Origin of the sequence: Caulobacter soli (assembly GCF_011045195.1) — a bacterium.
Taxonomy (GTDB): Bacteria; Pseudomonadota; Alphaproteobacteria; order Caulobacterales; family Caulobacteraceae; genus Caulobacter; species Caulobacter soli.
In genome coordinates, this window is record NZ_CP049199.1 from 3,262,199 (window position 1) to 3,288,608 (window position 26,410).

Here is a 26,410-nt window from a genome sequence, read left to right on the forward strand (position 1 = left end):
GTCCCCGCTAGGATGATCGACATGACCACTGGCGCCCAAGACCCGCAGAAACTTTACCAGCAGATCGCCCGCGCGATCGCCACGGCCATCAATGACGGCCGCTATGGACCGGGCGACAAGCTGCCGTCCGAGCGAGAATTGGCCGATGACTTCGGGGTGAGTCGTCCGACCATTCGCGACGCCATGATCGCCCTGGAGTTCCAAGGCCTGGTCGAGGCCCGGCAGGGCTCGGGCGTCTATGTCAACGCCACGGCCATACCCGCTGGCGACGATCCGGGCGAGCTGGAGGTCGGCGCCCTGGAGCTGACCGAGGCTCGCCGCCTGTTCGAGGGCGAAGCCTGCGCCCTGTCGGCCGCCACCATCACCGACGAGAACCTGACCCTGCTGGACCAGACCGTCGCCCAGATGGTCCGCAGCTTCGCCCCCGACGAGGTCGAGCGGCTGGAGCAGGAATTCCACCTGGCCATCGCCCGCGCCACCGGCAACGCCGCCATCGAGGCCGGGGTCGAGGACCTGTGGACCCTGCGCCAGCAGTCGCCGACCTGCGTGGCCATGCTGCGCCGGGCGCGCACCCATACCGGCGGCGACTTCGTCGAAGAGCACCGCAAGATCGTCTCCGCCCTGCGCCGGCGCGATCCCAAGGCCGCCCGCCAGGCCATCCACGGCCATTTGGCTCAGGTGATCGACGACCTGCTGGCCGTGACCGAACTCGACGCCCTCCAGCAGACCCGCCAGAAAATGGCCGAGCAGCGACGCGAGCTGGCTCGGCGCACCGAGATCTAGAGCGAGCGCCCATGTCCAAGCTGATCCTGTCCCTCGCGGTCGCCGCGAGCCTCTCCCTGCCTGCCCTGGCGCACGCCCAGGCTCCCAGCACGGCCGCCCTGCCCCCGCTGGTCGAGCCGGCCCTGGTCAAGCCCGACGTCGAAGGCCAGAAGCCCCGCGCCGTCGTCAGCTACGCCCCCTATCGCTACGACGACATCCTCTGGGAGAACGACCGCACCGCTCACCGCATCTACGGCCCGGCCCTAGAGGCCTATGAGCCGCCCTCGACCTCGGGCGTCGACGCCTGGGGCAAGCTGGTGCGCTGGCCGTTCATGGAGCGCCAGCTGAAGACCGGCAAGCAGCACGACTTCCACGGCGAGGGCCTGGACTTCTACGACGTCAACACCTTCCGGGGCGCCGGCGGCCTGGGCGTGTGGCAGAACAACAAGCTGTGGACCTCGCGCAACTGGAAGTCCTACGAGATTCTCAAGACCGGCGGCGACGTCGCCCAGTTCAAGGTCACCTACGCCCCCTGGCCGATCGATGTGGACCGCAAGGTCTGGGAGACCCGCACCTTCACCCTGCCGCTGGGCACCAACTTCACGCGGATGGTCTCGACCATCAGCTCCGACAAGCCCGGTCCGCTGGTGGTCGGCATCGGCATCAGCAAGCGCAAGGCCACCCACCAGGGCGCGGGCGGGGTGTTCACCAAGGACCTGGGCGCGGGCCGCGTCTCGTACTGGGAGCCCACCGATCCGGTGAAGGGCACGATGGGCATCGCTCTGATGGTCGATCCCAAGGCCCTGGTCGAGGTGCGCCAGGACGCCGACAACTACATCGTCCTGGTCAAGGTCGAGCCCGGCAAGCCGTTCGTCTACTACATGGGCGCGGCCTGGGACAAAGGCCTGGACTTCCATGACCGCGAGGGCTGGGAAGCCTATGTCCGTTCGGAAAAGGCCGACTTCGACCCGACGCACTGAGAGCGTGGGACGTTCGGGTGTGGAAAGCGAGCCAAGGCGTCTGGAACTTCGCCCCCGGCTTTGCTAGGAAGCTCTCCCCGCGCCGAGACGTCCAGTCGTCCGGCTATCCAAGGGACTGCGGCCTTGCTCCCCAGCAGGCCGGCGCCGTGCGGGCGTGGTGGAACTGGTAGACGCGCCGGACTCAAAATCCGGTTCCGAAAGGAGTGCCGGTTCGACCCCGGCCGCCCGCACCAAGCTCTCTTAAATCAACGATTTTTACCGCGACGCGGCCGCCACGTCGTGACGACCAGCGCGAGCGTGGCCGCACCCAGCGCGGCCAGGGTGGCCCAGTCGACGATGAGGGCGGCGGCCGACAGCGAAGCGCGCACCGGGCGCTTGGCCGCCGTCGCCATGGCTTTAGATCGTTTACCCACGTCATGGCTCCGTTCGCGCTCCTCCGGGGAGCGCGCGTCGATCCCCAGGGTTCCGGCGAGGGAGACAGCACGGTCGCCGACGACCGCGCGCCGGATCTATTCCGGACGTTCGGATCCCGGCGGCGCGGTGTCGGCCCCGTAGAGCGTGCCGGCGGCGATCTCCAGCTGGCCCAGGAGGCGCTTCAGCGTCGTCACCTCGCTGGGCGCCAGACCGGCCAGCAGCGCGGCCTCGTAGGCGCGCGCCAGGGGCACGATCTCGGCGAACAGGCGGCGGCCGGCGGCGGTGAGCTCCAGGCTGTGCGAGCGCCGGTCCACGCGGTTGCTCAGGCGCACCGCCAGGCGGCGCTCGACCAAGTCTTGGGCGGCGCGGCTGACCCGCACCTTGTCCATGGCCGTGCGCACGACGGCGGCCTGCTGGGTCAGCGGACCTTCGGCCAGCACCGACATCAGCCGCCATTGCGGGATGCTGAGGCCGAAGCGGTCTTCATAGGCGCGGGCGATCAGCCGGCTGACGGCCGTGGACGACGTCGCCAGCTGATAGGGCAGATAGTCGGCCAGCGAGACGTGCTCGGGGGCGCCTTCGGGGGGAATCTGAGTCATGGGTGAGACCGTCGCGGCCATGGCCTTCCTTTCGTCCTCCATACGCCCGCGACTCTGGCGGTCGCTCGCGTCGACAAGACCCGATCTGGCGCGGCGCGACAGCCCCGCTCAATCATGGCCAAGCCTGGGGACAGGAAAGGCGGCGTTTCGCTTGGCGGTTGTGCATTCGGCCGGCTGGACGCCCAGCGAAGGGGCGCCCGCGAAAAATGGAACCAGCAGTTCAGTGTCCGTCCGACTCCTTGGACTTGAACGGCTCGGTCTTGGTCAGCGCGGCCTGGCAGCGTTGAAGTTCGTTGAGACAATCGCCCCGGCTCCAGAAATCGGAAAATTCCACAACAGCCATGCGGACTTGGCGAGAATAGTCCTTGTGGTCAAGAACCTTCGGTTCTTCTTCCTCATGCTCGTCGTGCCCATGACCGTGGTCGGGCTCGTGCGCGGGACGATGGCCGGTCAGGACCAGGGTCTGACCGCCCAGGATGGTGACATTGGCCGCGGCCAGCTCCAGCTCGGTCTCCTTGTGACCGACGCCGTGACCCCCGCCATGGCCATCGTCGTGGCCGTGCTTGTCGTCCTTCCTGCCGTGGGCGCCGCCATGAGCGCTCTTGGGCTTGTCCTTGTCCTTGGGCTTTTCCTCGACCGGCTCGCCCTTGAGCGCCTCGGTCACGCCCTTCAGGGCCTTGGCGCAGGGACCGCCGAACGCCAGCACCGGCCCGATCCGGCGCTGCACCTCCTCGACCAGGTCCTGGGCCTTGTAGAGCAACTCGCCCGACGGGGCGCTGGTGGCCGCCACGCACTTGGCCTTGATGGCTTCGTGGATCGTCTTGGGAATCTCGCGCCAGCGGTCGTCGCGCCCTCGCCCGCCGACGTGCTTGCCCACGTAATAGGTCAGGATGGCGACGGCCAGCACGACCAGGGCGATGCCGGCCAGCAAGGTCGGATCGAAGATCGGCACCGGCGTGTCGACGGGAAACTCTGACTGGTACACCGGACCCCCTCCAGCAGCAGGCAAGCGAGAGTCCATGGTTAACGCATCACGGCGCCGCTTGCACGACCAAGGTTATGCGACTCAGCGAGAAATCACCCCTCTTGCCTTGGCGCCCTGGTCGTAGCGGCTGGGACCGCCATAGACGGCCACCTCGCACAGGATGTCGCCGCCGGGCTGATCGGCCCAAAGGTAGTTCCGCTCGACCTCGACGTTGCGCCCGGCCGGCGAGATGCCCTCGAAGGTGTCGCCCCAGGGAATCACCTTGTTCAGGTCACGCCAGGTCAGGGTCATGGCGCGCGACAGCTCGTCCTTGGCCATCGCTTCTAGGTCGGGATCGCTCATCGGGTCTTTTCCGTCTCTGGTCCATCATCTCGACAACGCCCGTGGCGCAGGATACGCCCGCCGGGAGTATTGAAGGAGGCGACGATGGGTGCTCCCAAGGGCAAGCGGGACTTCCGCGACGAGGACCGCCTGGATCCGCGCGAACGCCATCAGGTCGAATACTGGATGAAGCGCTGGGGCGTCACCAAGGATCAGCTGGTCGCCGCCCACCGCAAGGTCGGCAATTCGATCAAGGACATCGGCGCCGAGCTGGGCAAGAAGCGCTAGCGCTTATCTCGCCGGAACTTCGCCGCTTCCGCCGCCAGGGACGAACCCGAGACATCGCGCTCGTCCGGCTCGGGCTCGAACGGCAGGTGGCCGGCCACGCCGCGCAGGGCCAGCCACAGCGGATGGCTGAAATGGCCCAGGATCCGCAGCGGGCGGCGCTTGTCGTCCATGACGTCCCAGCCTTCCAGCTCGAACGCGTCGGCCTGGTCGCGCAGCGACTTGACGTCGATGCCGTCCCAGCCCGGCGGATCGGGGATCAGCGCCGCCTCGTCGGCCGTCAGGCCGAAGGTGTCGCGCGCCAGCTGGTCGATCTCGGGAAACTGGGCCCGCGCCTCGGGATCGGCGAACGACGACTTCATCAGCGCCCGGGTCTCCAGGTCGGCGAAACCGGGCAGGTCGATCAGGCGGCGCGGGGCCATCAGCCTCAGGCCTCTTCGGCGTTGTCGTTGCGCCAGTACGGCGCGACCACGCCTTGCAGCTTGATGGTCATCGGGTTGCCCTTGCGGTCGACGGCCTTGCCGGCGGTGACGCGGATCCAGCCTTCGCTGATGCAGTACTCGTCGACATTGGTCTTCTCGACGCCGTTGAACACGATGCCCACGCCGCGCTCCAGGACGTCGGCGTCGTAGTAGGGGCTCGAGGGATTGGAGGCCAGGCGGTCGGGAGGCGTATCGCTCATGGGATCGTCTTTCGAAGAATTTGGACGGCCCTGTTTCAGTCTGGGGCGCCATCGAATGGGCGTGATAGCCACCCGGGCTCGCAATTCCAATAGGATTGCGCGCGATCGCGCGAACCGCCGCGACAAGGTCACGGTCGCCTGCTAGCTACGCCTCATCCTCACCCCGGAGCTCGCATGCTGCGTCGCCTCTATGACTGGGTCATGAGCCTGGCCGCCTCGCGCCACGCCCCGATCAGCCTTTTCGCCATCTCGTTCGCCGAGAGCTCCTTCTTTCCCGTGCCGCCCGACGTCATGCTGGCGCCCATGGTGCTGGCCAAGCCGGACAAGGCCTGGCGCTACGCCGCGCTCTGCACCCTGGCCTCGGTGCTGGGCGGGATCCTGGGCTACGGCATCGGCTTCTTCTTCCATGACGCGGCGCAGAAGCTGCTGGCCGTGCTGGGCAAGCCGAACGCCCTGGCCGACGCCGAATGCTGGTACCGCCAGTGGGGCTCGTGGGTGATCATCGCCAAGGGCTTCACCCCGATTCCGTTCAAGCTGGTGACCATCACCTCGGGCCTGCTGCAGTTCAGCTTCCCGGTGTTCATCGGCGCCTGCGTGGTGACGCGCGGCGCGCGCTTCTTCCTGGTGGCCTGGGTGGTCAAGAAATTCGGCCCGGCCATGATGCCGGTGATCGAAAAGCGCCTGGCCCTGTTCGCCGGCATTCTGATCGCCCTGCTTGTCATCGGCCTCACGGCGAGCCACTTCTTGGGCGGAAGCAGCGGCGGAGCGTGCGCGTGACGATCGAGACCATCGAGGACAAGGCCGCCCCGATCCGCGCCACCGGCCCCGTGGCCGCCACGCACGGCCCGCTTGACTTGGTCGCCGGCCAGTGGCCCGTCCTGGCCTTCGTCGCCTGCGCCGTCATGCTGGGCGCGGCCCACGCCTTCGAGACCTTTGGCAAGCTGGCCCCGTGCCTGCTGTGCCTGAAGCAGCGCGAAGTCTACTGGGTGACCGGCGCGGTGGCGCTGGTCACGGTGGTGCTGACGCGCACCGCCTGGGCCGACCGGGTGCGCAAGCCGCTGATCCTGCTGATTGGCCTGGGCTTCCTGTATGGCGCGGGCCTGGCGACCTATCACGCCGGCGCGGAGTGGAAGTGGTGGCCCGGTCCCGCCGCCTGCGCGGCCGGCGGCGCGGCTTCGGCCGACGACCTGGTGGCCATGCTGAAGGGCGTCAAGATCGCCGCCCCGTCGTGCGAGAAGGCCGTCTGGATCTTCCTGGGCCTGTCGATGGCCGGCTGGAACGCCCTGATCTCGCTGGGCCTGGCGGTCGTCTCGTTCTTCGCCGGTCTGCGTCCCAAGGCCGCCTGAGATGAGCCAGCCCGTCCCTCCCCGTCCCGGCGCCGGCGCCCAGAAGGCGCGCCTGGCCGAGATCCTGCGGGTCGACCAGGCCGGCGAGCTGGCGGCCGTTCACATCTATCGTGGCCAGCAGGCGGTGATGCGTCAGGCCCCCGGCCGCGAGCGCATCGCCGACCAGCTCCAGGAGATGGAGGGCCACGAACAGGTCCACCTCAGCCGCTTCAACGAACTGCTGGGCGAGCGCGAAGTGCGCCCCACCCTGATGTCGCCCCTGTGGCGCGCCGCCGCCTTCGCCCTGGGCGCGGGCACGGCCCTGCTGGGCGAGAAGGCCGCCCACGCCTGCACCGAAGCCGTCGAAACGGTGATCGAGCAGCACTATGCCGGCCAGATCGCCGAGCTCGAGAGCCGCGATCCGTCCCTGGCCGCCGAGCTCAGCCAGTTCCGCGACGACGAACTGCACCACAAGGAAATCGCCATCGGCGAAGGCGCGCTGGAAGCGCCGGCCTATCCGCTGCTGTCGGCCGTGATCCGCGCCGGCTGCCGCGCGGCGATCAAGATCAGCGAGAAGATCTGACCCGCGTTCGTTGAAACGCCGGAAGAACCGCCCCTGGAACTTCCCGCTTGGCGGCGTGCTCGGCCGAGCTTACCCATGTCGCCGGAAAATCGGATCGCCGGGCCTTGGCGGTTTCGGGGTAAAGGGGAGTTTCGCTTGAACAGCCATCTTCGTCGGGCCGCGGCCCTCTGCGCCGTCTCAGTTCTGGCCCTCGCGGCGGCGGCTCAAGCCGCCCCAACGCCGGCCAAGCCGGTCAACCCGCCCAAGCCGACGCCGACCACCATCCTGACCCTGAACACCGGGGGCCAGATGCCCGCCGAGGAAGCGGCGGTCACGATCGAGCACGTCGACCTGAAGCTGAAGATCATCCCCGAGCGCAAGGCGATCGAGGGCGACGCCACCCTGACCCTGGCGACCAAGGCGGCCCTGCCCCGCATCGTCCTGGACTTCGACAAGAACTTCACGGTCAGCGCGCTGATCGTCGACGGCAAGACCCTGTCCGCCTCGGCCTGGACCAATCCGGAAGGCCGCCTGACCATCACCCCGCCCGCGCCGATCGCCGCCGGGGCCAAGACCGTGGTCCAGATCCGCTACGCCGGCCAGCCGCACGAGGCCGAGAAGGCGCCGTGGGACGGCGGCTTCGTCTGGAAGACCACGCCGACGGGCGAGCCCTGGATCGCCAGCGCCGTGCAGGGCGACGGCTGCGACCTGTTCTGGCCGTGCATCGACTTCCCGACCGGCGAACCGCTGCTGGTCGACTTCTACATCACCGTGCCCGCCCCGCTGTCGGCCCCGGCCGGCGGCGTGCTGGTGGACGTGCAGGAGAAGGATGGCTGGCGCACCTTCCACTGGCGCCAGAAGCAGCCCGACACCTACGCCATCGCGGTCAATGTCGGCCCCTACGACAAGCTCGAAGCCAGCTACAAGAGCCGGTTCGGCGACAGCTTCCCGATCGAATACTGGTACCTGAAGAGCGACGACCCGGCGAAAGCCAAGGCCCTGTTCGCCGAGTTCCCGACCACGCTCGACTTCTTCGAGCAGATGATCGGCCCGTACCCCTTCCGGTCCGAGAAGCTGGGCGTCGTCGAGACCCCGCACCTGGGCATGGAACACCAGACCATGAACGCCTACGGCAACGAGTACCGCAAGGACGTCTACGGCTACGACTGGCTGTTCCAGCACGAGCTGTCGCACGAGTGGTTCGGCAATCAGGTGACCAATGTCGACTGGGACGACATGTGGATCCACGAGGGCCTGGGCAGCTACATGCAGCCGCTGTTCTCGCAGTGGCTGCACGGCGACATGGAATACATGACCCGCCTGAACGCCCAGCGCGTGCAGTCCAAGAACCAGTTCCCGATCGTGTCCGACAAGGTGATGACCGAGGATCAGGTCTACAAGCCCGAGGGCGGCCCGGCGAACGACATCTACGCCAAGGGCTCCAACGTCATGCACACCCTGCGCGCGACGATCGGCGACGAGGCGTTCTTCAAGTCGGTGCGCACGCTGGTCTATGGCCGTCCCGACCCCAAGCCCGGCAATTTCGCGCCGCGCTACGCCACGACCAAGGACTTCATCAAGATCGTCAATGACGTGACGGGCAAGGACTACCAGTGGTTCTTCGACGCCTATTTCTATCAGGCCAAGCTGCCGGAATTGCGCACCGCGCGTGACGGCGACGACCTGGTGCTGAGCTGGAAGACGCCCTCGGGCAAGGCCTTCCCGATGCCGGTCGAGGTCAAGGTCGGCGACAAGATCCTGACCGCGTCGATGAGCGACAACACCGGCCGCATCAAGGTGGGCGACACCGTGCCGGTGATCGTCGACCCCGCGTCCAAGATCCTGCGCCGCCAGCCCTATCTGGAAGAGTACGCGGCCTGGAAGAAGGTCACGGACGACGCGGCCAAGGCCGCCGAAGCCAAGAAGGCCGAAGCCGCCAAGCCGGCGAAGAAGAAGTAGTGGAGTTCGGGCCCGTCGCCCCTGGTCAGGCCAGGGGCGACGGGCTTGGTCATCTTCCGTTGACCCTGTTCCTTCACGGCTTGTAGGCCAAGGCGCCGTAAGGCTTTGGGCTCATTGCGAGCCAGGAAGCCGATGCTGACGCCCAACCATGTCGTGACCACCGCCCGCGCCGTTCTGGTGGCCGGCGCCCTGACCGCCGCAGTGCTGATGCTGGGTCCCTGGCCGGGCCTGGAGCAGGTGTTCGGGCTGAGCGACAAGGCCGCTCACGCGCTTTGCTTCGGCGGCCTGGTCGCCGTCTCGTTCCTGGCCTTCCCCCGCATGCGTCGCAACGACTTGGCGCTGGCCGCCGTGCTGCTGGGCGCCAGCGTCGAGATCGCCCAGCTGTTCACGTCCGACCGCAGCGGCTCGATCGCCGATCTGATGGCCGACACCGCCGGCGTGGCCGTCATCCTGCTGGCCAGCCATATCGAAAATCTTCGCAGCCTGGCCCGCAAGCGCGGCGAAGCGACCTTCGCCGAGATCGCCGCCCAGGACCGTCGGCGCGGCGGGCGGCGCGTGGCCCCGGTGATCCAGGCCGTGTTTCCGGCCGAGACCGTCGAGGCCGATCGCCCAGCCAGCTTCGCGGGCCGGGCTGCCCGCCGCTTTCCGCGACGGGCCTGAGCCGGTCTAGGTGATGCGCTTGACGCTGACCGGGTCGCTGCCCGGGAAGCTTTCTTCCAGGCCCTCGTCCAGCAAGGCTTCCTGGCGGCTTTCCGAGCACTCGACCTTCTCGGCCAGCTGATCGTGCTTCTCGCCTTCGGCCAGCGGGGTTTCGGCCTCGCGGGCGTGCGGCGTGTCGAAATGCTTGTCCTCGTGCCGGACCTTGCCGTCACTGGCCATGTCGGCCGTCGAGGCGCTGGTGCCGTGCGTGAAGTGGCGGCCGGTCTCTTCTTTTTTCTGGCCGAACATCATGGCGGTCTCTCCCGATTTTCGCCCGAAGGCGTTGGAGATAGAACCCGTGAAGCGGCGCCTAGGTTGCGCCTCTAGAGCCCGAACACCACCGACCACAGCGCCACATTGGCCAGGGTCAGGGCCGCCATCAGCCATCGCAGCCGGCGTTTGACGCTCAGCTGCCGCCCGTGCTCATGCAGCGTCGGACCGGAAAGCATCGTTGAATTGGCAAGCATCGAACCCTCCCACTGGACGCCCCCTGTCCTTTGGGTCCGCCCAGCGGCGAGTCGTTGCAAGCAGAGCCATAAAGCTTTGTTTCCTAGACATTTTTCGCGACTCGGCGTCGCCGCGATCTAGGCTTCCAGCTCGATGTCCCAGTAGAGGTAGTCCAGCCAGCTGGCGTGCAGGTGTCCCGGCGGGAACCGGCGGCCACGGTCTTGCAGTTCGTGCATGCTGGGCCGGCGCGCGGTGTGGAAGGGGCTCATGCCCGCCTCGCGTGGCGTGCGGCCGCCCTTGTGCAGATTGCAGGGCGCGCAGGCGGTGACGATGTTCTCCCATGTGGTGCGGCCGCCGCGCGAGCGGGGGATCACGTGGTCGAAGGTCAGTTCGTCGGGCGAACCGCAATACTGGCAAGAGAACCCGTCGCGCAGGAACAGGTTGAAGCGGGTGAAGGCCGGCGGACGATCCTGCGGCACGTACTGCTTCAGCGACACCACGCTGGGCAGCTTCATCTCGAACGAGGGCGAATGCACCACGTGGTCGTAGGTCGAGACCACGTCCACACGTTCCAGGAACACCGCCTTGATCACCTCCTGCCAGGGCCAGAGGGACAGCGGATAGTAACTCAGGGGCCGAAAGTCGGCGTTGAGGACGAGCGCCGGCATGCCGGACGGGGGGCGGGACAGCACCTGCATCAGGTCCTCCCACAAAATTGGCGGCCAAACAGGCCCCTATGAAGCGGATACGCGGTCGGACTGAAGACGGGCCTCCTTCCTACGCATTCTCAGGAATCGCCATTCATTCCCGAACGCACCGAAAGGATGGGCCATCTCGACGACAGAACCAAGACATCCCTGCCCTGGCGGCGCGATTTCAGTCCTGTTTGATCGCGATGATCTCGACCTCGCCGCCGGCCACCATTGCGGTGTCGCCGACGCCCTTGCCCAGCAGGGCCCGGGCCACCGGCGAGACGTAGGACACCGAGCCTTGCGTCGGATCGGCCTCGTCTTCGCCGACGATGCGGAAGGTCTGCTGGCGGCCATCTTCGCGGTCGAAGGTCACGGTCCCGCCGAACTGCAGCCCCTCGACGGACGGATCGAGTTCGCGCAGCTGGGCGCTGCCCCGACGAGCCGACCAGTAACGCAGGTCGCGCGTGGCGCGGGCCATGGCCGTGCGGTCCTGAGCGACGTCGCCGCCGGCCTGGGCGGCGCTGTAGGCGGCGCGCGCGGCGGCCAGCTCGGCCTCGATCCGAGCCAGGCCCGACGGCGTCACCAGGTTCGGATGCGACGAAATCGGACGGTCCAGCAGGTCGGCGGCGAAGGCCTCGCTGTCGCCTTCCTTGGTGAAGGCCACGCTCATCGGCGCGTATCCAGGGAGAAAAAGGTCATGTCTGGAAAATCCGGCCCGGAGCGGGATGTTCCGCCTCGGGAGCATCCGACCTAGGCGCGAGCGCTCTCGGGATCAAGACATGCAAAAGCCGCCGGCGAGAAAGCGCGGGCGGCTTCGAACAGCTCAGCGGAGACCTTCGCGATCGTGTCGGCGGGACTGCGGGGGGATCCGCGGGCCCCGTCGGCCACAAACGCTACCGGAATTTAGATCGCAACGCCCACCAGGGCAGCGGCGACGCCGACGGCGGCGGCCAGGAAGAAGCCGACGGCCATGCGGTCGAGAACGGTTTCGAAGGCGAAGAAGGTATTGGTCATCACACACATCCTTTGAGTGGGTTGCTTTGAGCAGGTTGCGGGCGCGGGAGATCGAGAACCCCGCCCCGGTCCGGATCGAGCCCGATCTGGACAGTGCTTAGATAACACCTATCTAAACGACGTCAAGATAATCTTGACGCCGTTAGGATGGATTTTTGAACAGGAACGGTTACAGTGTCCGAGATGACACAACCTGCCGCCTCAGAAGCCCGCCCCTACCACCACGGCGACCTCAGCCGCGCCCTGGTCGAGGCCGCGCGCCGCATCCTGGAGACCGACGGTCCGGCGGCCCTTTCGCTGCGGGCCGTGGCCCGTGAAGCCGGCGTCAGCCCCGCCGCGCCGTACCATCACTTCAAGGACAAGGGCGAATTGCTGGACGCCGTCGCCCATGAGGGCTGGCACGCTCTGGACGCCGCCCTCACCGAAGCGCGCGCGAAATCGGTCGACAGCAAGGACCGGATGACCAGCCTGGGCGTGGCCTATGTCTGCTTCGCCCGCGACAATCCCGCCCTCTATCGGGTGATGTACGACTGCTCGCGCGACAAGGACGCCCTGCCCGAGCAGATGAAGGAAGAAGGCGCCTACTGCCAGGTGCGCAACACCATCGACGAGCGCAGCGGCGGAACCGCCACGCCGATCGACCTGGAGCTGGCCACGATCGCCGCCTGGTGCGCCGGCCACGGCCTGGCCGAGATGATCAGCTTCAAGCAGTTCGCCCCGCTCAAGGAAGCCCTGGGCGGCGAGGAGGCCTTCCTGCGCGGCGTGTTCGAACACCTGGGCATGTTCGCCAAGCTCGACCAGGCCTAGGTTCGCTTGAACTTCGCCACCCGCTTCGCGCCCTCCCCGACCGGCCTCCTGCATCGCGGCCACGCCTTCTCGGCCCTGACCGCCTTCGACGCGGCGCGCGTCGAGAACGGCCGGTTCGTGCTGCGCGTCGAGGACATCGACGCCACTCGCAGCCGTCCCGAATTCGAGGCCGCGATCCTGGAGGATCTGGCCTGGCTGGGCCTGGCCTGGGAACAGCCGGTGCGCCGCCAATCCGAGCACCTGGCCGACTACCACCGCGCCATCGACGTGCTGCGCGACAAGGGCCTGGTCTATCGCTGCTTCCGCACCCGCAAGGAGCTGGACATCGGCCGCGCCCCGCACGAGCCGGCCACGCCCTTCGTCGGCGGCCCGTTGCATCCCGACGAGGAGGCCGCGCGACTGGACCGAGGCGAGGCCTTCGCCTGGCGGCTGTCGCTGGACGCGGCGCGCGGCGCCTTGGGCGGTTTCGACCACCTGAGCTTCGTCGAGCAAGGCGCCGGCCCGGACGGCGAGACCGGCCTGATCCAGGCCCGTCCCGAGACCGTCGGCGACATCGTCCTGGCCCGCAAGGACGTCGGCGTGGCCTATCATCTGGCCGTGGTGCTGGACGACGCCCTGCAGGGGATCACCCAGGTGATCCGAGGTCACGACCTGTTCGAGGCCGCCCATATCCAGCGCCTGCTGCAGGCCCTGCTGGACCTGCCGACCCCGACCTATCGCCACCACCGCCTGCTGGTCGGCCCAGACGGCAAGCGCTACGCCAAGCGTGACAAGGCCCAGACGCTGCGCGAGCTGCGGGCGGCCGGCGTGACGCCCGGGCAACTTCGGGCGGAGATGGGCTTGGCCTTGCCGTAGCGACCGGCGCGTGCTGCTCTGCCGCCGATTCCGGGAGGACTTTCAGCATGCGTTGGATCTTGGGAGCGGCCTTCGCCGCCGGTGCGATGGCCCTGGCCGCCGGCGCGCACGCCGCCGAGCCGAAGTTCACGCCGGGTCCCTGCGCCGGCGACTATTCCGGCGTCACCAACAAGATCGAGTGCGGAACCCTGAGCGTCGACGAGACCCGGGGCGGACCCAGCACGCGGCGCGTGGCGCTGCCGGTCACCATCGTCAAGGCCAGCGCGCCCAAGCCCGGCCTGCCGCCGGTGGTCTATCTGCATGGCGGCCCCGGCGGCGGCCTGGTCGAGGGGGTTGGCCGCACGCTGCGCGGCGTCAGCGGGCGCGAGCTGGTCGCGGTCGACCAGGACTGGATCTTCTTCGACCAGCGCGGCGGCGGCGTGGCCCAGCCCCTGCTCGACTGCGGGACCCTGGCCCTCAACGACGCCGGTCCGCTGAGCGACGCGGCGGCCCAGCAGGCGATCGCCTGCGCCCAGCGGCTGAAGGCCTCGGGCGTCGATCTGAGCCGCTACAACGCCGAAGAGGTGGTCAAGGACATCCAGGACCTGCGCAAGACCCTGGGTCTGAAGCAGATCGACCTGATGGGCGTCTCTTACGGCACCCGCATCGCCCTGGCCGTGGTCAAGCACGACCCGACCGGCGTGCGCGCCGTGGTGCTGGACTCGCCCTGGACGCCGGAAGCCAATTGGGCGGAAGGCGGGCCGGAAATGGTGTCGGACGCGGTGAAGGAGATCTTCAAGCGCTGCGCCGCCGACACCGCCTGCAACGCCAAGTACCCGCATCCCGGCGCCGACCTCGACGGCGTGGCCGCCAAGCTGCTGGCCGCTCCCGTGGTCCAGAACGGCCAGAGCTACACCGCCGACCTGCTGGGCGGCTTCCTGATGGACGCGGCCTATAGCGGTCCCGACGCCCGAGCCCTGCCCGCCACGGTCGCCAAGTTCGCGGCCGGCGACCTGTCGGCCCTGGACGAGACCCGCGAGGGGGCCGGCTATCGCGAGGCCCAGTTCTTCACCCACCTGTGCAAGGAAGAGTTCCCGTTCGAGAGCGAGGCGGCCACGCGCCAGGGTGCCCAGCGCGACGTGGTCAGCCGCCTGACGGAAAAGTCGTTCGGTCGCCTGTTCCAGGTCTGCAAGGCCTATGACGTCGGCGCGCCCGACCCGGTCGAGGCCCAGCCGGTCTCCAGCCCGATCCCGACCCTGTTCCTGGCCGCCGAGATCGACCCGGGCTGCCCGCCTTCCGTGGCCAAGGCGGCGGTCAGCCGCTTCCCCAAGGGCCAGCTGACGATCATCCCCAACACCACCCACGGCGTCTCGCGCGGCAGCGCCTGCGCCCGCAAGATGATCCGCGGCTTCCTGGCCGACCCGACCGCCCCGATCGACCAGAGTTGCCTGCACCCGGAGCACGACAAATTCGTGTTTGATCTGGACTGAGCTTAGCGCGGCGAACACTTGCCCCCTACGGACCGCTTCGCGGTCGTCTTCCCCCAAAGGGGGAAGAGCTTCGCGCTTGAGCCTCCGCTCCCTACGGGGGCGGACAGGCGGCGTAGCCGCCAGGTGGGGGCAAGTGCGTGTGATCCCACGTCATTCCATCGGGGTTTTCCGAACCGCCGGTAGGACTTCGCACCATGGCGCGCCTTCGCCCCGCGCCGGATAGTCCTTGCGGGTCCGCACGGGCTCGGCGGAGGCCTATCGTGAAACAGCGCCGTTTCTGGCCGCTCCTCGTGGGGATGGCCGCCGCCTGCCTCTCCCCCGCCCTGGCCCACGCCCAGGACAGCGACGCCGAACTGGCCAAGAAGCTGTCCAACCCGGTCGCCAGCCTGATCAGCGTGCCGTTCCAGCAGAACTACGACTGCTGCTATGGCCCCGAGAAGGGCGGGCGCTACACTCTCAACATCCAGCCGGTGATCCCGCTGTCGCTGAACGACGACTGGAACCTGATCGTCCGCACCATCGTGCCGATCGTGAAGCAGGAGCACACCCAGCCCGGCGACGACACCGCCTTCGGCCTCAGCGACACTACCCAGAGCTTCTTCTTCGCGCCCAAGGCCGAGCACAACGGCCTGGTCTGGGCCATAGGCCCGGCCATCCTCTGGCCGACCGGCGAGTCGGATCTGGGGACGAAGAAGTGGGGCGCTGGCCCCACCGGCCTCCTGCTGAAGCAGGATCACGGCTACACCTACGGCGTGCTGGCCAATCACCTCTGGTCCTTCGCCGACGCCGGCGGCCACGACCGGCCCGACGTCAGCCAGACCTTCATCCAGCCGTTCTTCAGCTACACCAACAAGCACGCCACCACCTGGGGCGTGAACGCCGAGAGCAGCTACAACTGGAAGACCAAGGGCTGGACCGTGCCGATCAATCTGTCGGTCAGCCACGTCTACAAGTTCGGCGACCAGCGCGTGTCGCTGGGCGGCGGCGCGCGGGCCTACGCGGCCCAGGACGGCGTCGGCCCGGAATGGGGGCTGAGGTTCGTGGCCACCTTCCTCTATCCGAAATAGAGGCGCGCCATGACCGAAAACTCTGGGACTCGCCCCGCCCTGCCCGCCGATCTGGGCGCCATGCGCACCGTGCTGGCGGCCGACCGGACGCTGATGGCCTGGCTGCGCACCTCGCTGTCGATGCTCAGCTTCGGGTTCACGATCTACAAGTTCCTGGAAACCGCCGCCAAGGCCGGCGCCCTGGCGCGCCCGGAAAGCCCGCAACGAGTCGGCCTGTTCCTTGTCGCCATGGGCACGGCCGCCATGGTCCTGGGCCTGATCGACTACTGGACGACGCTCAAGGACCTGCAGAAGACCGGAGCGTTTCGCCTGGGCCGGCCGGTGCTGTTCATTTCGTTGCTGATGGCCGCGGCCGGCGTCGCCCTGTTCACGGCGATCATCAAGCGCGCCGTCTGAAGCCGGCCGCCTACTCCACCACCCAGTAGCGATAGCCATAGGCCGGCACGAAACCCAATCCGCTGTAGAGGCCTATGGCCGGCGCGTTGTCGGCCTCGACCTGCAGATAGGCCCGGCGCGCGCCGAGGCCTCTCGCCTCGTGCAGCAGCGCCGCCAGGATCCGGCGGGCCAGGCCCTTGCGGCGATGGTCCGGCAGGGTGCGCATGCCGAAGATCCCCGTCCATTCGCCATCGACCGCCGTGGCGCCCAGGGCCGCGACCTCGCCGTCGAGGTCCAGCCGCGCGAAGCGGGCCGGCGCGGGGATCCGGGCCAGGGCGTCCAGGCGCTCGCGGGCGTCGGCGGCGTTGCCGGCGGCGCTGGCGGTCAGCACCGCCTCGAAAGCCGGATCGGGCGCGTCCGACACGGTGACAGCGGCGTCCGCCGCCCCCGCGATCATCCCGGACGCCTCGCCCACCATCACCAGGGTGCCGTGGGTCGGCCGATAGCCCCGCGCCCGTAGGTGTTCGGACAGATTGGCCGGGACCACCGCGCCATCCGACAGCTTGAAGCGGGCCGGTAGGTCATGCGCGGCGTAAAAGGCCTCGGCCGCATCGATGGCCTCGTCGATCGGGCGGTCGGGCTCGCCTAGGGGCCAACAGGCGTTGATGCGCAGCGACCAGCCGTCCGAAGCGTTCAGCCGCCAGCCGCCCAACGCCCCGCTCTCGCGCGCCGGCCAGGCGCGATCAGCGACGATTTCGAGAAGGCGGGGATCGACGGTCATCGAGTCGTACATAGCAGACGGGCGCCGGTTCGTTGGAACCGGCGCCCGTCAAAAACGCGCGTTTTCGGTGGAAACGTCGCCTAGAGCGGCTTCAGATTGTTGGCCGCGATCTTTCCGCGCTCTTCGGCGGTGTCGAAGCTGACCTTCTGGCCTTCGTCCAGGCTGCGAAGCCCGGCGCGCTCGACGGCGCTGATATGGACGAAAACGTCCTTGCCGCCGTCATCGGGCTGGATGAAGCCGAAGCCCTTGGTGCCGTTGAACCATTTCACCACGCCGGTCGCCATGGAGTGTCTCCTAGAGATAGCCGATCCAATGCCCGGACAAAGCGGGCGGGTAACAATCTCAGTTGTCCGGGGCAGGCCCAAATCCAGGATTGCACGGCAGAGTGGACACGCGCTCGTTGAGGGGTCAATTCAAAAAACAGCGGTATGCTTAAGCGTGCGCCCGGCGCTAGTGCTCGCGCAGGAGCGCCTCGATCAGCCCTCGGGCCTCCGGACTGGACCAGTCGGCGTCGCCCGACATCCGGGCTCGTTCGCGGCCCTGCTTGTCGTAGATGACGGTCGTCGGATAGCCGGCCGCGCGCGGATCCAGCTCGAACGACAGCTTGTAGCCCGGGTCGCGATAGACCTGCAGCGGCGGGTTGGCGGCCATCTCGGCCTGGACCAGGTTGAGATCGCTGTCGCGGTCGACGCTGATCGGCAGCACCTTCAGCGGCTGGGTCGCGTAGGACGCCTGAAGCTTGCCCAGGGTCGGCATCTCCTTCTTGCAGGGCGCGCACCAGGTGGCCCAGAGGTTCATGACCACCACCTGGCCCTTGAAATCGGCCAGGGTGTGGGGCTTTCCGGCCCCGTCGGTGAACACCGTGGCCGGCGCGGCGCGCGGCTGGGCCGGCACATCCAGCTTTGCTAAGGACGCTTTCTTGAATTCGTTGAGGTCGAGAGCGCCTGCGGGTTTGAACGAAGCCTGAGCGATGACGTATAGAACCGCCGCGACGCCAATCAGCAAAGCGGCGCCGATCACCCACTTCAGCGGGCCGAGCTTGCGCGCGGCTTCATTTCTGTCCGACTGGAATTCGCTCATATGACCGACAACGCCTCCGATAAGCCCCAGACCGCGACGGGCGGACAGGGCCAAGCCATGTGGGGCGGCAGGTTCTCGGCCAAGCCGGCGGAGCTGATGCAGGCGATCAATGTCAGCATCGGCTTCGACAAGCGCCTCTGGGCGCAGGACCTGGCGGGCTCCCGCGCCCATGCGCGGATGTTGATCAGCCAAGGCGTGATTGCAAGGGAAGACGGCGAGGAAATCCTCAAGGGCCTGGACGCCATCGAGGGCGAGATCACGGCCGGGGCCTTCCCGTTCCGCGACGAATACGAAGACATCCACATGAACATCGAGGCGCGGCTGCGCGAGCTGATCGGCCCGACGGCCGGCCGGCTGCACACAGCCCGCTCGCGCAACGACCAGGTGGCCGTCGACTTCCGCCTGTGGGTTCGCGAGGCCTGTGAGCGTTCGGCGGGTCAGCTGGAAGCGCTGCAGCGCGCCCTGGTCGCCCAGGCCGACGCCTATGCCGACGCCCTGATGCCGGGCTTCACCCACCTGCAGCCGGCCCAGCCGGTGACCTTCGGCCACCACCTGATGGCCTATGTCGAGATGTTCGGCCGCGACGCCAGCCGCTTCAAGGACGCCCGCGCCAGGATGAACGAGTGCCCGCTGGGCGCCGCGGCCCTGGCCGGCTCGCCCTTCCCCATCGACCGCCACGCCACCGCCGCGACCCTGGGCTTCGACCGCCCGACCGCCAATTCGCTGGACAGCGTCTCGGCCCGCGACTTCGCGCTGGAAGCCCTGTCGGCCGCCTCGATCACCGCCACGCACCTGTCGCGCCTGGCCGAGGAGATCGTGCTGTGGACGACGCCGATGTTCGGCTTCATCAAGCTGACCGACGCCTTCACGACCGGCAGCTCGATCATGCCGCAGAAGAAGAACCCCGACGCGGCCGAGCTGATCCGCGCCAAGGTCGGCCGGATCCTGGGCTCGCTGACCACCCTGACCGTGGTGATGAAGGGCCTGCCGCTGGCCTATTCCAAGGACATGCAGGAGGACAAGGTCCCGACCTTCGAAGCCTTCGACGCCCTGGACCTTTCCCTGCTGGCCATGGCCGGCATGGTCTCGGACCTGACCCCCAACACCGAGAAGATGGCCGCCGCCGCCGGCGCGGGCTTCTCGACGGCCACCGACCTGGCCGATTGGCTGGTGCGCGAACTGAACATGCCTTTCCGCGACGCCCACCACGTGACAGGCTCCGCCGTGAAGGCGGCCGAGACCAAGGGTGTCGACCTGGCGGACCTGTCGCTCGGCGAATTCCAGGCGATCGAGCCCAGGATCACCGACGCGGTCTACGCCGTACTGACCCCGGCCGCCTCGGCGGCCAGCCGGATGAGTTATGGCGGGACCGCTCCCGCCCAGGTTCGCGCCCAGATCGCGCGTTGGAAGGAACTGCTCGGATGATCCGTCCCGTCGCTCTCGTCACCCTGGCCGCCCTGGCCCTGACCGCGGCCGCCTGCGGCAAGCAGGCGCCGCTGGAGCGCCCCGCCCCGCTGTGGAACGCCGAGAAGAAGGCCGCCTACGAGGCCGAACGCCGCAAGGGCTCGGCCACGGCCAACCAGCCGGCCCGCGCCAACGGCACGCAGGAGGCCATCGATCCGGCGTCCAGCAACCGCACGACCCGCGCCGCGCCCCTGCCCGGCACCCAGTCCGATCCCTTCGGCGGCCCCTCGGGCGCCGGCTTCCCCAGTTCGCAGCCCAACTAGGCTTCTCGCGTGAATCATTTCGAATACGGGCCCGAGGGCCTGGCCTGCGAAGGCGTCCCCCTGGCGCGCATCGCGGGCGAGGTCGGCACGCCGGTCTATGTCTATTCCCGCGCCACCCTGGAGCGGCACTTCACGGTGTTCCGCGACGCCCTGGTCGCCGCCGGCGTCGTCGATCCGCTGATCGCCTACGCGGTGAAGGCCAATTCCAACGTCGCGGTGCTGAAGGTCCTGGGCAATCTGGGCGCCGGCGCCGACACGGTGTCGGAGGGCGAGGTGCGTCGCGCCCTGGCCGCCGGCATTCCGGGCGAGCGGATCGTCTTCTCCGGCGTGGGCAAGAAGCGCGGCGAGATCGCCTTCGCCCTGCAAGCGGGCGTGGCCGAGATCAATGTCGAGTCCGAGCCCGAACTGAACCTGATCGCTTCGGTCGCCGCCGAGCTGGGCGTCAAGGCCAAGGTGGCGTTCCGGGTCAATCCGGACGTCGCGGCCGGCGGTCACGCCAAGATCGCCACCGGCAAGTCCGAGAACAAGTTCGGCGTCTCGTTCGCCGAGGCCGCGCGTCTCTACGCCAACGCCAGCAACAACCAGAACCTCGAGCCGATCGGCGTGGCCTGCCACATCGGCAGCCAGATCACCGACCTGACGCCGATGCGCCAGGCCTTCACCAAGATGCGGGGTCTGGTCGAACAGCTGCTGGGCGAAGGCCTGCACGTCGAACGCCTGGACCTGGGCGGCGGCCTGGGCGTGCCCTATTTCGACATGCCCGAACCGCCCTCGCCGGCTGAGTTCGCCAAGATGGTCGGCGAAGTGACCAAGGGTCTCCCGGTCAAGCTGGCCTTCGAGCCGGGCCGGGTGATCGCCGCCAACGCCGGGGTGCTGGTGTCCGAGGTGATCCACGTCCACGAACGGCCGGAGGGCAAGCGCTTCCTGGTCATCGACGCGGCCATGAACGACCTGATCCGCCCGGCCATGTACGACGCCTTCCACGACATCCGGCCGCTGATCAAACGCGCCGGTGAAACCACCTATGACGTGGTCGGCCCGATCTGTGAGACCGGCGACACGTTTACACGTGATCGCGCCTTGCCGCCGTTCGGGCCGGGGGACTTGGTGGCCTTCATGTCGGCCGGAGCCTACGGCGCGGCCATGGCCAGCGAGTACAACACCCGGCCGCTGGTGCCCGAGGTGCTGGTGGACGGTGACAGGTTCGCCGTGATCCGCGCGCGACCGTCGTACGAGGAGATGCTGGCCCGGGACGTGACGCCGGACTGGGTTTAGGCGGCCCCAAAGCCTCCCCCCGTGGGGGAGGTGCCCGCTTAGCCGACGGTGGAGGGAGCTTGCCGAGGTGGGTCGTCTCCCCCCCACCGGCGCCTTCGCGCCGCCTCCCCCACGGGGGAGGTTTTAGGAAAGATCAGTCCATCGCGCCGATGTACGGCAGGCCGCGGCTCTTGCCTTCGTCGTCCAGGCCGTAGCCGACCAGGTACCGCGCCGGGGCTTCCCAGGCGATGAAGTCGGGTTCGATGCGGGGCTTGTCCCAGGGCTTGCGGGCGAAGACGGCGGTCAGGACTTCGCTGGCGCCGGCGTCCTTGACCAGCTTGGCCGCCTCGCCCAGCGACAGGCCGGTGTCGAGCACGTCGTCCACCACCAGGGCGCGGCGGCCGACCAGCGGGCGCTGCAGGTCGGCGCGGACCTCGCAGCGGCCCGAACTCTTGCGTTCGTCATGGTAGGAGGCCAGCCACAGAGCGTCGAAACGCACGTCGCGGCCGGCGCGCCACAGGGCCCGGGTCAGGTCGGCGGCGAACCACAGGCCACCGGTCAGCAGGCAGACCACGACGGTGTCTTCGTCGATGCGCGGGGCGATGGCTTTTGCCAGGGCCTCGACCCGCTCTGCGATTTCTTCCTGAGAAATCAGGACTTCGGGGGCGGAGCGGTCGGTCATTTCAGGATTTCTTGGTCAGTGATGGTCGGCCGGGGCCGGGTCGACCGCTCCGGTCTCATGACCGGGGGGTTCATGTCCAGCCCCTTGCGTCTCGTCGACCGGTGGTTGTCCGCCCACGGCCAGTTCCGCCGGCTGGTCCTGAGCGCCGCGCAACGACGGAGCCTCGGGGTTGGAAACCTTCTCCACATGGCCCGCCGCGCCCGCGTGCTTGGCCGCGCCAGGCTCCAGGGCGAAGCCGATTTCCAGGGTGTTGGCGGTGCGCGGCGGATCCAGCAGGGTCACCGAGAAGTGCCGGGTCTGGCTGGGCGGAATCAGCGGATCGGCGGCGGCGGCCAGCTTTCCGGCCACCCGCTTCTCATGCTTGTTCAGCAGGGCTACGCGCAGCGGCGGCGTGCTCACCGGGCGGTCGGTGATGTTGCGCAGCACGCCGGTGATGGTGATGGCGGCGTGGCCGTTCTGCATCGACGGTTCGGCCTTGAGGTCCTCGACCACCAGGCCGACATTGTTCACCGGCATGCGGGCGAAGGCGTAGGCCCCGGCCGTGCTGGGCCACAGATGGGCGACGTTCATGCGGAACACGCCCGCGGCCACCAGCATCACCACCATGACGGCGACCATGCCGCCCCAGATGATGCCCGTGGTCTTGGCTTCCTTCAGGCGGCGCTCGGCGTCGGCGCGCGCGCGAAACACCTTGGGCAGTTCCTCGCCCGGCAGTTCGTTGACCGGAGTTTCGGCGTCGTCGGCGGGATTTTGAGCGTCGAGCTTGGCCAGCACCTCGGCCGCGGCCAGGTCGGCCGCCGACGGCTCCTCGAACAGGTCCAGATCGTCTTCGTTGCGGGCCGTCCAGCGCGCGCCGCAGGCCGCGCAGCGCACGACACGACCAGCCGCGCCGACCTTGGAGTCATCGACAAAATAGCGGCTGGCGCACTCTGGGCAGGTCAGTATCATGGCCGCGAATCGGACGCTCCCCGCTCCTACACACGAGGTCGCCGATTTTGCCAGCCATGTCCACACGACCCAGCGACACACCCTTGCGCATCGAAGACGTCCAGGATGGCGACACCGTCCCCGTCGTCCGCTTCGAAGGTGTTTCGATGCGGTATGGACGGGGGCCGGAAACGCTCAGCGATCTCAGGTTCACCTTACACCCAGGGTCTTTCCATTTCCTCACCGGCCCATCGGGCGCGGGAAAGAGCTCGCTGCTGAAGCTGATCTACCTGGCCCACCGTGCGTCACGAGGCCGCGTGGAGCTGTTCGGCCGCGACATCAGCCTGACCCGGCCCGAGGACCTGCCGTTCATCCGCCGCCGGATCGGCGTGGTGTTCCAGGACTTCCGCCTGCTGGACCACCTGTCGGTGTTCGACAACGCCGCCCTGCCGCTGCGCATCGCCGGCCGCAAACCCAACACCTATCGCGAGGACGTGGCCGAGTTGCTGCAGTGGGTGGGCCTGGGCGACCGCATGCACGCCCTGCCCGCCACCCTGTCGGGCGGCGAAAAGCAGCGCCTGGCCATTGCTCGCGCCGTGGTCGACCGCCCGGACGTGCTGCTGGCCGACGAGCCGACCGGCAATGTCGATCCGGCCATGTCGCTGCGACTGTTGCGGCTGTTCGTCGAGCTGAACCGCCTGGGCACCACGGTGCTGATCGCCACCCACGACGAGGACCTGGTCGCCCGCGCCAACCGTCCCACCCTGCACCTGGAGCAGGGCCGACTGGTCGACTTCGCCGACGAGGAACCGAGCCAGGACGACTACGAAGACTATGACGATGACGACGACGAGGAGGACGACGCGTGAGCGACCCCTTCTCCGTCGCCCGCTGGAAGCCCGGCAAGCTGCTGCCGCCGCGCGACGCCCGTGACGGCTCGCTGCTGTTCGTGGTCGCGGTGCTGTGCTTCCTGGCCTGCCTGACGGCCCTGGCGGCCCTGGCCTCGACCCGCGCCGCCACCGGCTGGACCGCCCAACTGACCGGCTCGGCCACGGTGGTGGTCCGCCCCCGGGCCAGCGAAAGCCCCGACAGCGCCGCGGCCCGCGCCGCCGAGACCCTGTCGGGCGTCAAGGGCGTCAGCGAGGCCCGCGCCCTGCCCAAGGACAAGGCCGAGGCCCTGCTGGAGCCATGGATCGGCCGCGAGGCCCTGATCGCCGACCTACCCGTGCCGCGCCTGGTGACCCTGGACCTGGATCCCAAGGCCCCCGCCACCGCCGCCGCGCTGGACAAGGCTCTCAAGGAGGCCAATGTCGACGCCGTCGTGGACGACCATAGTCGCTGGATCGCCGACATCGAGCGCGCGGCGCGCCTGGCCGGCTGGGCCGCCATCGGCGTGTTCGGCCTGATCGCCACTGCGGCGGCGGCCGTCATCGTCTTCGCCACCCGCGCGGCCCTGACCGCCCGACACGACATTGTCGAGATCCTGCACCTGTCGGGAGCCGAGGACGGCTTCATCGCCAACCTGTTTCAGAACCGCTTCGCGAGCATGGCCTTCATCGCCGGCTTGCTGGGGGGCGCAGGTGCGGCCATGATCGGGGCGGCGGCGCGGCTCGTGGGGGGCGGCCAGGGACTGACGCCGGTCCTGCCGCTGGCCTGGATCGATCTGCTGGCGCCCCTGCCCTGCCCGTTGGTGGCGGCGCTGGTGGCCGGGATCGCGGCCCGCGCGGCCTCCCTGCGCCTGTTGAGAGGCATGCCGTGAAAAGCTTCGCCGCCCTGCTGATCGTGGTGATGGTCTGGTTCGTGGGCCTGCTGGCCTTCACCAGCCGAGTCGACCAGTCCACGCCGGCCGCCGAACCGCCGGTGTCGGACGGCATCGTGGTGCTGACCGGCGCCTCCAACATTCGGCTGGAGGCGGCCACCAAGCTGCTGGAGGCCGGCAAGGGCAAGCGCCTGCTGATCTCGGGCGTCAATCGCGAAGCCTCGCGCGAAGACGTGCTGGGCGTGACCAAGGCCGTGCGGCCGATCTACGAATGCTGCATCGACCTGGGCTACGCCGCCGCCGACACCATCGGCAACGCCAGCGAGTCCGCCGAGTGGGCCAAGGCCAAGGACTATGACAGCCTGATCGTGGTCACGGCCGACTACCACATGCCGCGCTCGATGCTGGAACTGCACGCGGCCATGCCCGACGTGACCCTGCATCCCTACCCCGTGATCACCGAAAGCCTGAACGCCCACCGCTGGTGGAAAGGCGGCACGAGCGCCCGGCGGATGATCGTGGAATACTGCAAGTACCTGGCGATCCTGGGCCGCGAGGCGTTCCTCAAGCTGGGCCCCCAGGAAAAAGCCGGCGGGCCGGCGAAGGAAGCGTCTTGATCTATCTGCGTTCGTTCCTGTTCCAGCTGTTCTTCTGGCTGTGGTCGGTGGCCTGGGCCATCGGCATGATCCTGACCTATCCGCTGCCGCGCCGGTTCAACACCTGGTCGCTGTCGACCTGGTCCAAGGGCCTGATCTGGGGCCTGCGCTGGCTGGCCGACATCAAGGTCGAGGTGCGCGGCGAGCAGTATCGCCCGACGGGTCCGGCCCTGGTCGCGCCCAAGCACCAGTCGATGTTCGACGTGTTCAGCCAGTTCGCCCTGCTGCCCGACGCCTGCTTCGTGATGAAGAAGGAGCTGTTGATGGTGCCGCTGTTCGGCTGGCACGGGCTGAAGGCCGGCATGATCGTGGTCGACCGCGGGGGCCATTCCACCGCGCTGAAGAAACTGGTGCGCGACGCCGTCGACCGGATGAAGGAAACCCGCCAGGTCGTGATCTTCCCGGAAGGCACGCGCGGCGACGTCGGGGTTCCCGGCGACTACAAGCCTGGCATCGCCGCCCTCTATCGCGAGCTGAACCTGCCGGTCACGCCGCTGGCCCTGAACTGCGGCGTCCACTGGCCGCGCGGCAAGTTCCTGATGCCGCCCGGCACGATCGTCTTCGAATACCTGCCGCCCATCCCCGCCGGCCTGAAGCGCGGCGAGTTCATGCGCGAGCTGCAGACCCGGATCGACACCGCGACCAAGGCGCTGGAGGACGCGGGGCTGTAGCTAGGCCTCGACGGTCACCGCTTCGAAGAACCCCATCAGCCAGTCGTTGGCGAACAGGTCCAGCACCAGGTGCACGCGGTCGCTCGCCCCGCGATTGGCCACCGCGTGCGGATCGCCCAGGCGCAGGTACCAGACCTGCCCCTCCCGCATCTCGACCCGTCGGCGATTGAGCAGGAACTCTACATCGGGGTTGGTGGTCACAGGGATGTGGATCCGGACCGACCCGCTCTCCACACCCATGTCCAGGTCGGTGTGCTCCTTGATCACCGAGCCGGGGGTCAGCCGCATCAGCCGCACGCTGCGCACCGGGCAGTCGAACGTGGCGATCACCTCGCGGAAATAGGGGCAGGCCTCCAGGAATGGCGTGTCGACGAAGTCGGTGGCCACCGGATCCGAATAGATCATCCGGACCGGATGCTTTTCACCGGCCATGCAGCGCAGGGGAATCACGCTCCAGTCGCCCTCGTAGTTCTGCCGCACGAAGTGGGCCGTCCAGGGCGTGGCCGCCAAGGCCTCCAGGTCTTGCCGCAGCAGGACCGGATCGAAGTGAAGCGGCAGTTGCAATCTGTCCGGG

Annotated in this window: 36 protein-coding genes and 1 tRNA gene; 21 read left to right on the forward strand and 16 right to left on the reverse strand. The window is 68.4% G+C overall.

Going from position 1 to position 26,410, the window contains the following annotated elements:
- Positions 1 to 21: 21 nt before the first annotated feature.
- The 3 genes from G3M62_RS15230 (at position 22) to G3M62_RS15240 (ending at position 1,975) form a co-directional block, all read left to right on the forward strand.
- Complete coding sequence (locus G3M62_RS15230) at positions 22 to 783, forward strand: FadR/GntR family transcriptional regulator (protein WP_165188398.1); 762 nt, start codon at positions 22 to 24, stop codon at positions 781 to 783.
- An 11-nt stretch (positions 784 to 794) separates the two neighbouring features.
- Entirely contained in the window at positions 795 to 1,742 is a 948-nt protein-coding gene (locus G3M62_RS15235) for a DUF4861 family protein (protein ID WP_165188400.1), read from the forward strand.
- A 148-nt stretch (positions 1,743 to 1,890) separates the two neighbouring features.
- A tRNA-Leu gene (locus G3M62_RS15240) sits at positions 1,891 to 1,975 on the forward strand.
- 12 nt (positions 1,976 to 1,987) lie between these two features.
- Here the strand turns inward: G3M62_RS15240 and G3M62_RS15245 are convergent.
- From G3M62_RS15245 to G3M62_RS15260, 4 genes are all read right to left on the reverse strand, one after another.
- Positions 1,988 to 2,134 (reverse strand): hypothetical protein, encoded by a 147-nt coding sequence (locus G3M62_RS15245; protein ID WP_165188402.1) that lies wholly within the window; start codon positions 2,132 to 2,134, stop codon positions 1,988 to 1,990.
- Between the two features lie 117 nt (positions 2,135 to 2,251).
- Positions 2,252 to 2,776 (reverse strand): MarR family winged helix-turn-helix transcriptional regulator, encoded by a 525-nt coding sequence (locus G3M62_RS15250; protein WP_165188404.1) that lies wholly within the window; start codon positions 2,774 to 2,776, stop codon positions 2,252 to 2,254.
- A gap of 199 nt (positions 2,777 to 2,975) precedes the next feature.
- On the reverse strand, positions 2,976 to 3,740 hold the full coding sequence (locus G3M62_RS15255) for a hypothetical protein (protein WP_165188406.1): 765 nt from the start codon (positions 3,738 to 3,740) through the stop codon (positions 2,976 to 2,978).
- Between the two features lie 81 nt (positions 3,741 to 3,821).
- Positions 3,822 to 4,058 (reverse strand): hypothetical protein, encoded by a 237-nt coding sequence (locus G3M62_RS15260; protein ID WP_165191326.1) that lies wholly within the window; start codon positions 4,056 to 4,058, stop codon positions 3,822 to 3,824.
- A gap of 108 nt (positions 4,059 to 4,166) precedes the next feature.
- On the opposite strand from G3M62_RS15260, the gene G3M62_RS15265 reads away from it, so the two are divergent.
- Positions 4,167 to 4,349 carry a DUF3606 domain-containing protein gene (locus G3M62_RS15265; RefSeq protein WP_018112967.1) on the forward strand — a complete coding sequence of 61 codons (183 nt, stop codon included), beginning with the start codon at positions 4,167 to 4,169 and terminating at the stop codon, positions 4,347 to 4,349.
- On the opposite strand, the gene G3M62_RS15270 is transcribed toward G3M62_RS15265, so the two are convergent.
- A complete protein-coding gene (locus G3M62_RS15270) occupies positions 4,346 to 4,768 on the reverse strand; it encodes a hypothetical protein (RefSeq protein WP_165188408.1) in 423 nt (140 codons plus the stop codon). The two genes, G3M62_RS15265 and G3M62_RS15270, sit on opposite strands and share 4 nt — an antisense overlap.
- Before the next feature lie 5 nt (positions 4,769 to 4,773).
- A complete protein-coding gene (locus G3M62_RS15275; protein ID WP_165188410.1) occupies positions 4,774 to 5,028 on the reverse strand; it encodes a DUF3297 family protein in 255 nt (84 codons plus the stop codon).
- A gap of 174 nt (positions 5,029 to 5,202) precedes the next feature.
- On the opposite strand from G3M62_RS15275, the gene G3M62_RS15280 reads away from it, so the two are divergent.
- From G3M62_RS15280 to G3M62_RS15300, 5 genes are all read left to right on the forward strand, one after another.
- The gene (locus G3M62_RS15280) at positions 5,203 to 5,805 is read left to right on the forward strand and encodes a YqaA family protein (RefSeq protein ID WP_165188412.1); all 603 of its coding nucleotides are present in this window, start codon (positions 5,203 to 5,205) and stop codon (positions 5,803 to 5,805) included.
- Positions 5,802 to 6,374 (forward strand): disulfide bond formation protein B, encoded by a 573-nt coding sequence (locus G3M62_RS15285; RefSeq protein WP_165188414.1) that lies wholly within the window; start codon positions 5,802 to 5,804, stop codon positions 6,372 to 6,374. Before G3M62_RS15280 ends, G3M62_RS15285 begins: the two co-directional genes overlap by 4 nt.
- 1 nt (position 6,375) lies before the next feature.
- Positions 6,376 to 6,936 (forward strand): demethoxyubiquinone hydroxylase family protein, encoded by a 561-nt coding sequence (locus G3M62_RS15290; RefSeq protein WP_165188415.1) that lies wholly within the window; start codon positions 6,376 to 6,378, stop codon positions 6,934 to 6,936.
- Positions 6,937 to 7,011: 75 nt separating this feature from the next.
- Positions 7,012 to 8,874, forward strand: coding sequence for a M1 family metallopeptidase (locus tag G3M62_RS15295; RefSeq protein WP_246263286.1), 1,863 nt, complete (start codon positions 7,012 to 7,014; stop codon positions 8,872 to 8,874).
- A gap of 132 nt (positions 8,875 to 9,006) precedes the next feature.
- Positions 9,007 to 9,534 carry a VanZ family protein gene (locus G3M62_RS15300; RefSeq protein WP_165188419.1) on the forward strand — a complete coding sequence of 176 codons (528 nt, stop codon included), beginning with the start codon at positions 9,007 to 9,009 and terminating at the stop codon, positions 9,532 to 9,534.
- A gap of 6 nt (positions 9,535 to 9,540) precedes the next feature.
- On the opposite strand, the gene G3M62_RS15305 is transcribed toward G3M62_RS15300, so the two are convergent.
- The 4 genes from G3M62_RS15305 to greA all read right to left on the reverse strand — a co-directional run bounded on the left by G3M62_RS15305 (position 9,541) and on the right by greA (position 11,382).
- The gene (locus tag G3M62_RS15305) at positions 9,541 to 9,825 is read right to left on the reverse strand and encodes a hypothetical protein (protein WP_246263288.1); all 285 of its coding nucleotides are present in this window, start codon (positions 9,823 to 9,825) and stop codon (positions 9,541 to 9,543) included.
- 71 nt (positions 9,826 to 9,896) lie between these two features.
- Positions 9,897 to 10,040: a hypothetical protein gene (locus G3M62_RS15310; RefSeq protein WP_165188421.1), complete on the reverse strand. Its 144-nt coding sequence runs from the start codon at positions 10,038 to 10,040 to the stop codon at positions 9,897 to 9,899.
- 117 nt (positions 10,041 to 10,157) lie between these two features.
- A complete protein-coding gene (locus G3M62_RS15315) occupies positions 10,158 to 10,721 on the reverse strand; it encodes an HNH endonuclease (protein WP_205692014.1) in 564 nt (187 codons plus the stop codon).
- A 175-nt stretch (positions 10,722 to 10,896) separates the two neighbouring features.
- Positions 10,897 to 11,382, reverse strand: a complete 486-nt coding sequence (gene greA, locus G3M62_RS15320; RefSeq protein WP_165188425.1) for a transcription elongation factor GreA — start codon at positions 11,380 to 11,382, stop codon at positions 10,897 to 10,899.
- A gap of 527 nt (positions 11,383 to 11,909) precedes the next feature.
- Between greA and G3M62_RS15325 the strand changes: the two genes are divergently transcribed.
- The 5 genes from G3M62_RS15325 (at position 11,910) to G3M62_RS15345 (ending at position 16,320) form a co-directional block, all read left to right on the forward strand.
- Positions 11,910 to 12,533: a TetR/AcrR family transcriptional regulator gene (locus G3M62_RS15325; protein ID WP_165191328.1), complete on the forward strand. Its 624-nt coding sequence runs from the start codon at positions 11,910 to 11,912 to the stop codon at positions 12,531 to 12,533.
- 6 nt (positions 12,534 to 12,539) lie between these two features.
- Entirely contained in the window at positions 12,540 to 13,388 is an 849-nt protein-coding gene (gene gluQRS / locus G3M62_RS15330) for a tRNA glutamyl-Q(34) synthetase GluQRS (RefSeq protein ID WP_165188427.1), read from the forward strand.
- A gap of 47 nt (positions 13,389 to 13,435) precedes the next feature.
- Positions 13,436 to 14,857, forward strand: a complete 1,422-nt coding sequence (locus G3M62_RS15335) for an alpha/beta hydrolase (RefSeq protein WP_165188428.1) — start codon at positions 13,436 to 13,438, stop codon at positions 14,855 to 14,857.
- A 260-nt stretch (positions 14,858 to 15,117) separates the two neighbouring features.
- Positions 15,118 to 15,924, forward strand: a complete 807-nt coding sequence (locus G3M62_RS15340) for a hypothetical protein (RefSeq protein WP_205691868.1) — start codon at positions 15,118 to 15,120, stop codon at positions 15,922 to 15,924.
- Between the two features lie 9 nt (positions 15,925 to 15,933).
- Positions 15,934 to 16,320: a YidH family protein gene (locus G3M62_RS15345; protein ID WP_165188430.1), complete on the forward strand. Its 387-nt coding sequence runs from the start codon at positions 15,934 to 15,936 to the stop codon at positions 16,318 to 16,320.
- 10 nt (positions 16,321 to 16,330) lie between these two features.
- Here the strand turns inward: G3M62_RS15345 and G3M62_RS15350 are convergent, their stop codons facing one another.
- From G3M62_RS15350 to G3M62_RS15360, 3 genes are all read right to left on the reverse strand, one after another.
- A complete protein-coding gene (locus G3M62_RS15350) occupies positions 16,331 to 17,080 on the reverse strand; it encodes a GNAT family N-acetyltransferase (protein WP_165188432.1) in 750 nt (249 codons plus the stop codon).
- 80 nt (positions 17,081 to 17,160) lie between these two features.
- A complete protein-coding gene (locus G3M62_RS15355) occupies positions 17,161 to 17,364 on the reverse strand; it encodes a cold-shock protein (RefSeq protein WP_056723728.1) in 204 nt (67 codons plus the stop codon).
- 166 nt (positions 17,365 to 17,530) lie between these two features.
- A complete protein-coding gene (locus G3M62_RS15360; RefSeq protein ID WP_165188433.1) occupies positions 17,531 to 18,160 on the reverse strand; it encodes a TlpA family protein disulfide reductase in 630 nt (209 codons plus the stop codon).
- On the opposite strand from G3M62_RS15360, the gene argH reads away from it, so the two are divergent.
- From argH to lysA, 3 genes are read left to right on the forward strand one after another with little or no spacing between them, the layout of a single operon-like run.
- Positions 18,161 to 19,585 (forward strand): argininosuccinate lyase, encoded by a 1,425-nt coding sequence (gene argH / locus G3M62_RS15365; protein WP_165188435.1) that lies wholly within the window; start codon positions 18,161 to 18,163, stop codon positions 19,583 to 19,585.
- The gene (locus G3M62_RS15370) at positions 19,582 to 19,887 is read left to right on the forward strand and encodes a hypothetical protein (protein ID WP_165188437.1); all 306 of its coding nucleotides are present in this window, start codon (positions 19,582 to 19,584) and stop codon (positions 19,885 to 19,887) included. The genes argH and G3M62_RS15370 overlap by 4 nt, the downstream gene beginning before the upstream one ends.
- 9 nt (positions 19,888 to 19,896) lie before the next feature.
- Complete coding sequence (gene lysA / locus G3M62_RS15375) at positions 19,897 to 21,162, forward strand: diaminopimelate decarboxylase (protein ID WP_165188439.1); 1,266 nt, start codon at positions 19,897 to 19,899, stop codon at positions 21,160 to 21,162.
- 133 nt (positions 21,163 to 21,295) lie between these two features.
- On the opposite strand, the gene G3M62_RS15380 is transcribed toward lysA, so the two are convergent.
- Complete coding sequence (locus G3M62_RS15380) at positions 21,296 to 21,823, reverse strand: phosphoribosyltransferase (protein ID WP_165188441.1); 528 nt, start codon at positions 21,821 to 21,823, stop codon at positions 21,296 to 21,298.
- A gap of 15 nt (positions 21,824 to 21,838) precedes the next feature.
- Positions 21,839 to 22,771 (reverse strand): MJ0042-type zinc finger domain-containing protein, encoded by a 933-nt coding sequence (locus G3M62_RS15385; RefSeq protein WP_165188443.1) that lies wholly within the window; start codon positions 22,769 to 22,771, stop codon positions 21,839 to 21,841.
- Positions 22,772 to 22,827: 56 nt separating this feature from the next.
- Here G3M62_RS15385 and ftsE point away from each other — a divergent pair, with 56 nt between their 5' ends.
- Genes ftsE through G3M62_RS15405 form a run of 4 tightly spaced genes read left to right on the forward strand, consistent with a single transcriptional unit; the run spans position 22,828 to position 25,836 of the window.
- Positions 22,828 to 23,619: a cell division ATP-binding protein FtsE gene (gene ftsE / locus G3M62_RS15390; protein ID WP_165188445.1), complete on the forward strand. Its 792-nt coding sequence runs from the start codon at positions 22,828 to 22,830 to the stop codon at positions 23,617 to 23,619.
- Entirely contained in the window at positions 23,616 to 24,509 is an 894-nt protein-coding gene (locus G3M62_RS15395) for a cell division protein FtsX (RefSeq protein WP_165188447.1), read from the forward strand. Before ftsE ends, G3M62_RS15395 begins: the two co-directional genes overlap by 4 nt.
- Complete coding sequence (locus tag G3M62_RS15400; RefSeq protein WP_165188449.1) at positions 24,506 to 25,126, forward strand: YdcF family protein; 621 nt, start codon at positions 24,506 to 24,508, stop codon at positions 25,124 to 25,126. The genes G3M62_RS15395 and G3M62_RS15400 overlap by 4 nt, the downstream gene beginning before the upstream one ends.
- Positions 25,123 to 25,836 (forward strand): lysophospholipid acyltransferase family protein, encoded by a 714-nt coding sequence (locus G3M62_RS15405; RefSeq protein WP_165188451.1) that lies wholly within the window; start codon positions 25,123 to 25,125, stop codon positions 25,834 to 25,836. The genes G3M62_RS15400 and G3M62_RS15405 overlap by 4 nt, the downstream gene beginning before the upstream one ends.
- Here the strand turns inward: G3M62_RS15405 and G3M62_RS15410 are convergent, their stop codons facing one another.
- Entirely contained in the window at positions 25,837 to 26,400 is a 564-nt protein-coding gene (locus tag G3M62_RS15410) for an aspartyl/asparaginyl beta-hydroxylase domain-containing protein (RefSeq protein ID WP_246263293.1), read from the reverse strand.
- Between the last annotated feature and the right edge of the window lie 10 nt (positions 26,401 to 26,410).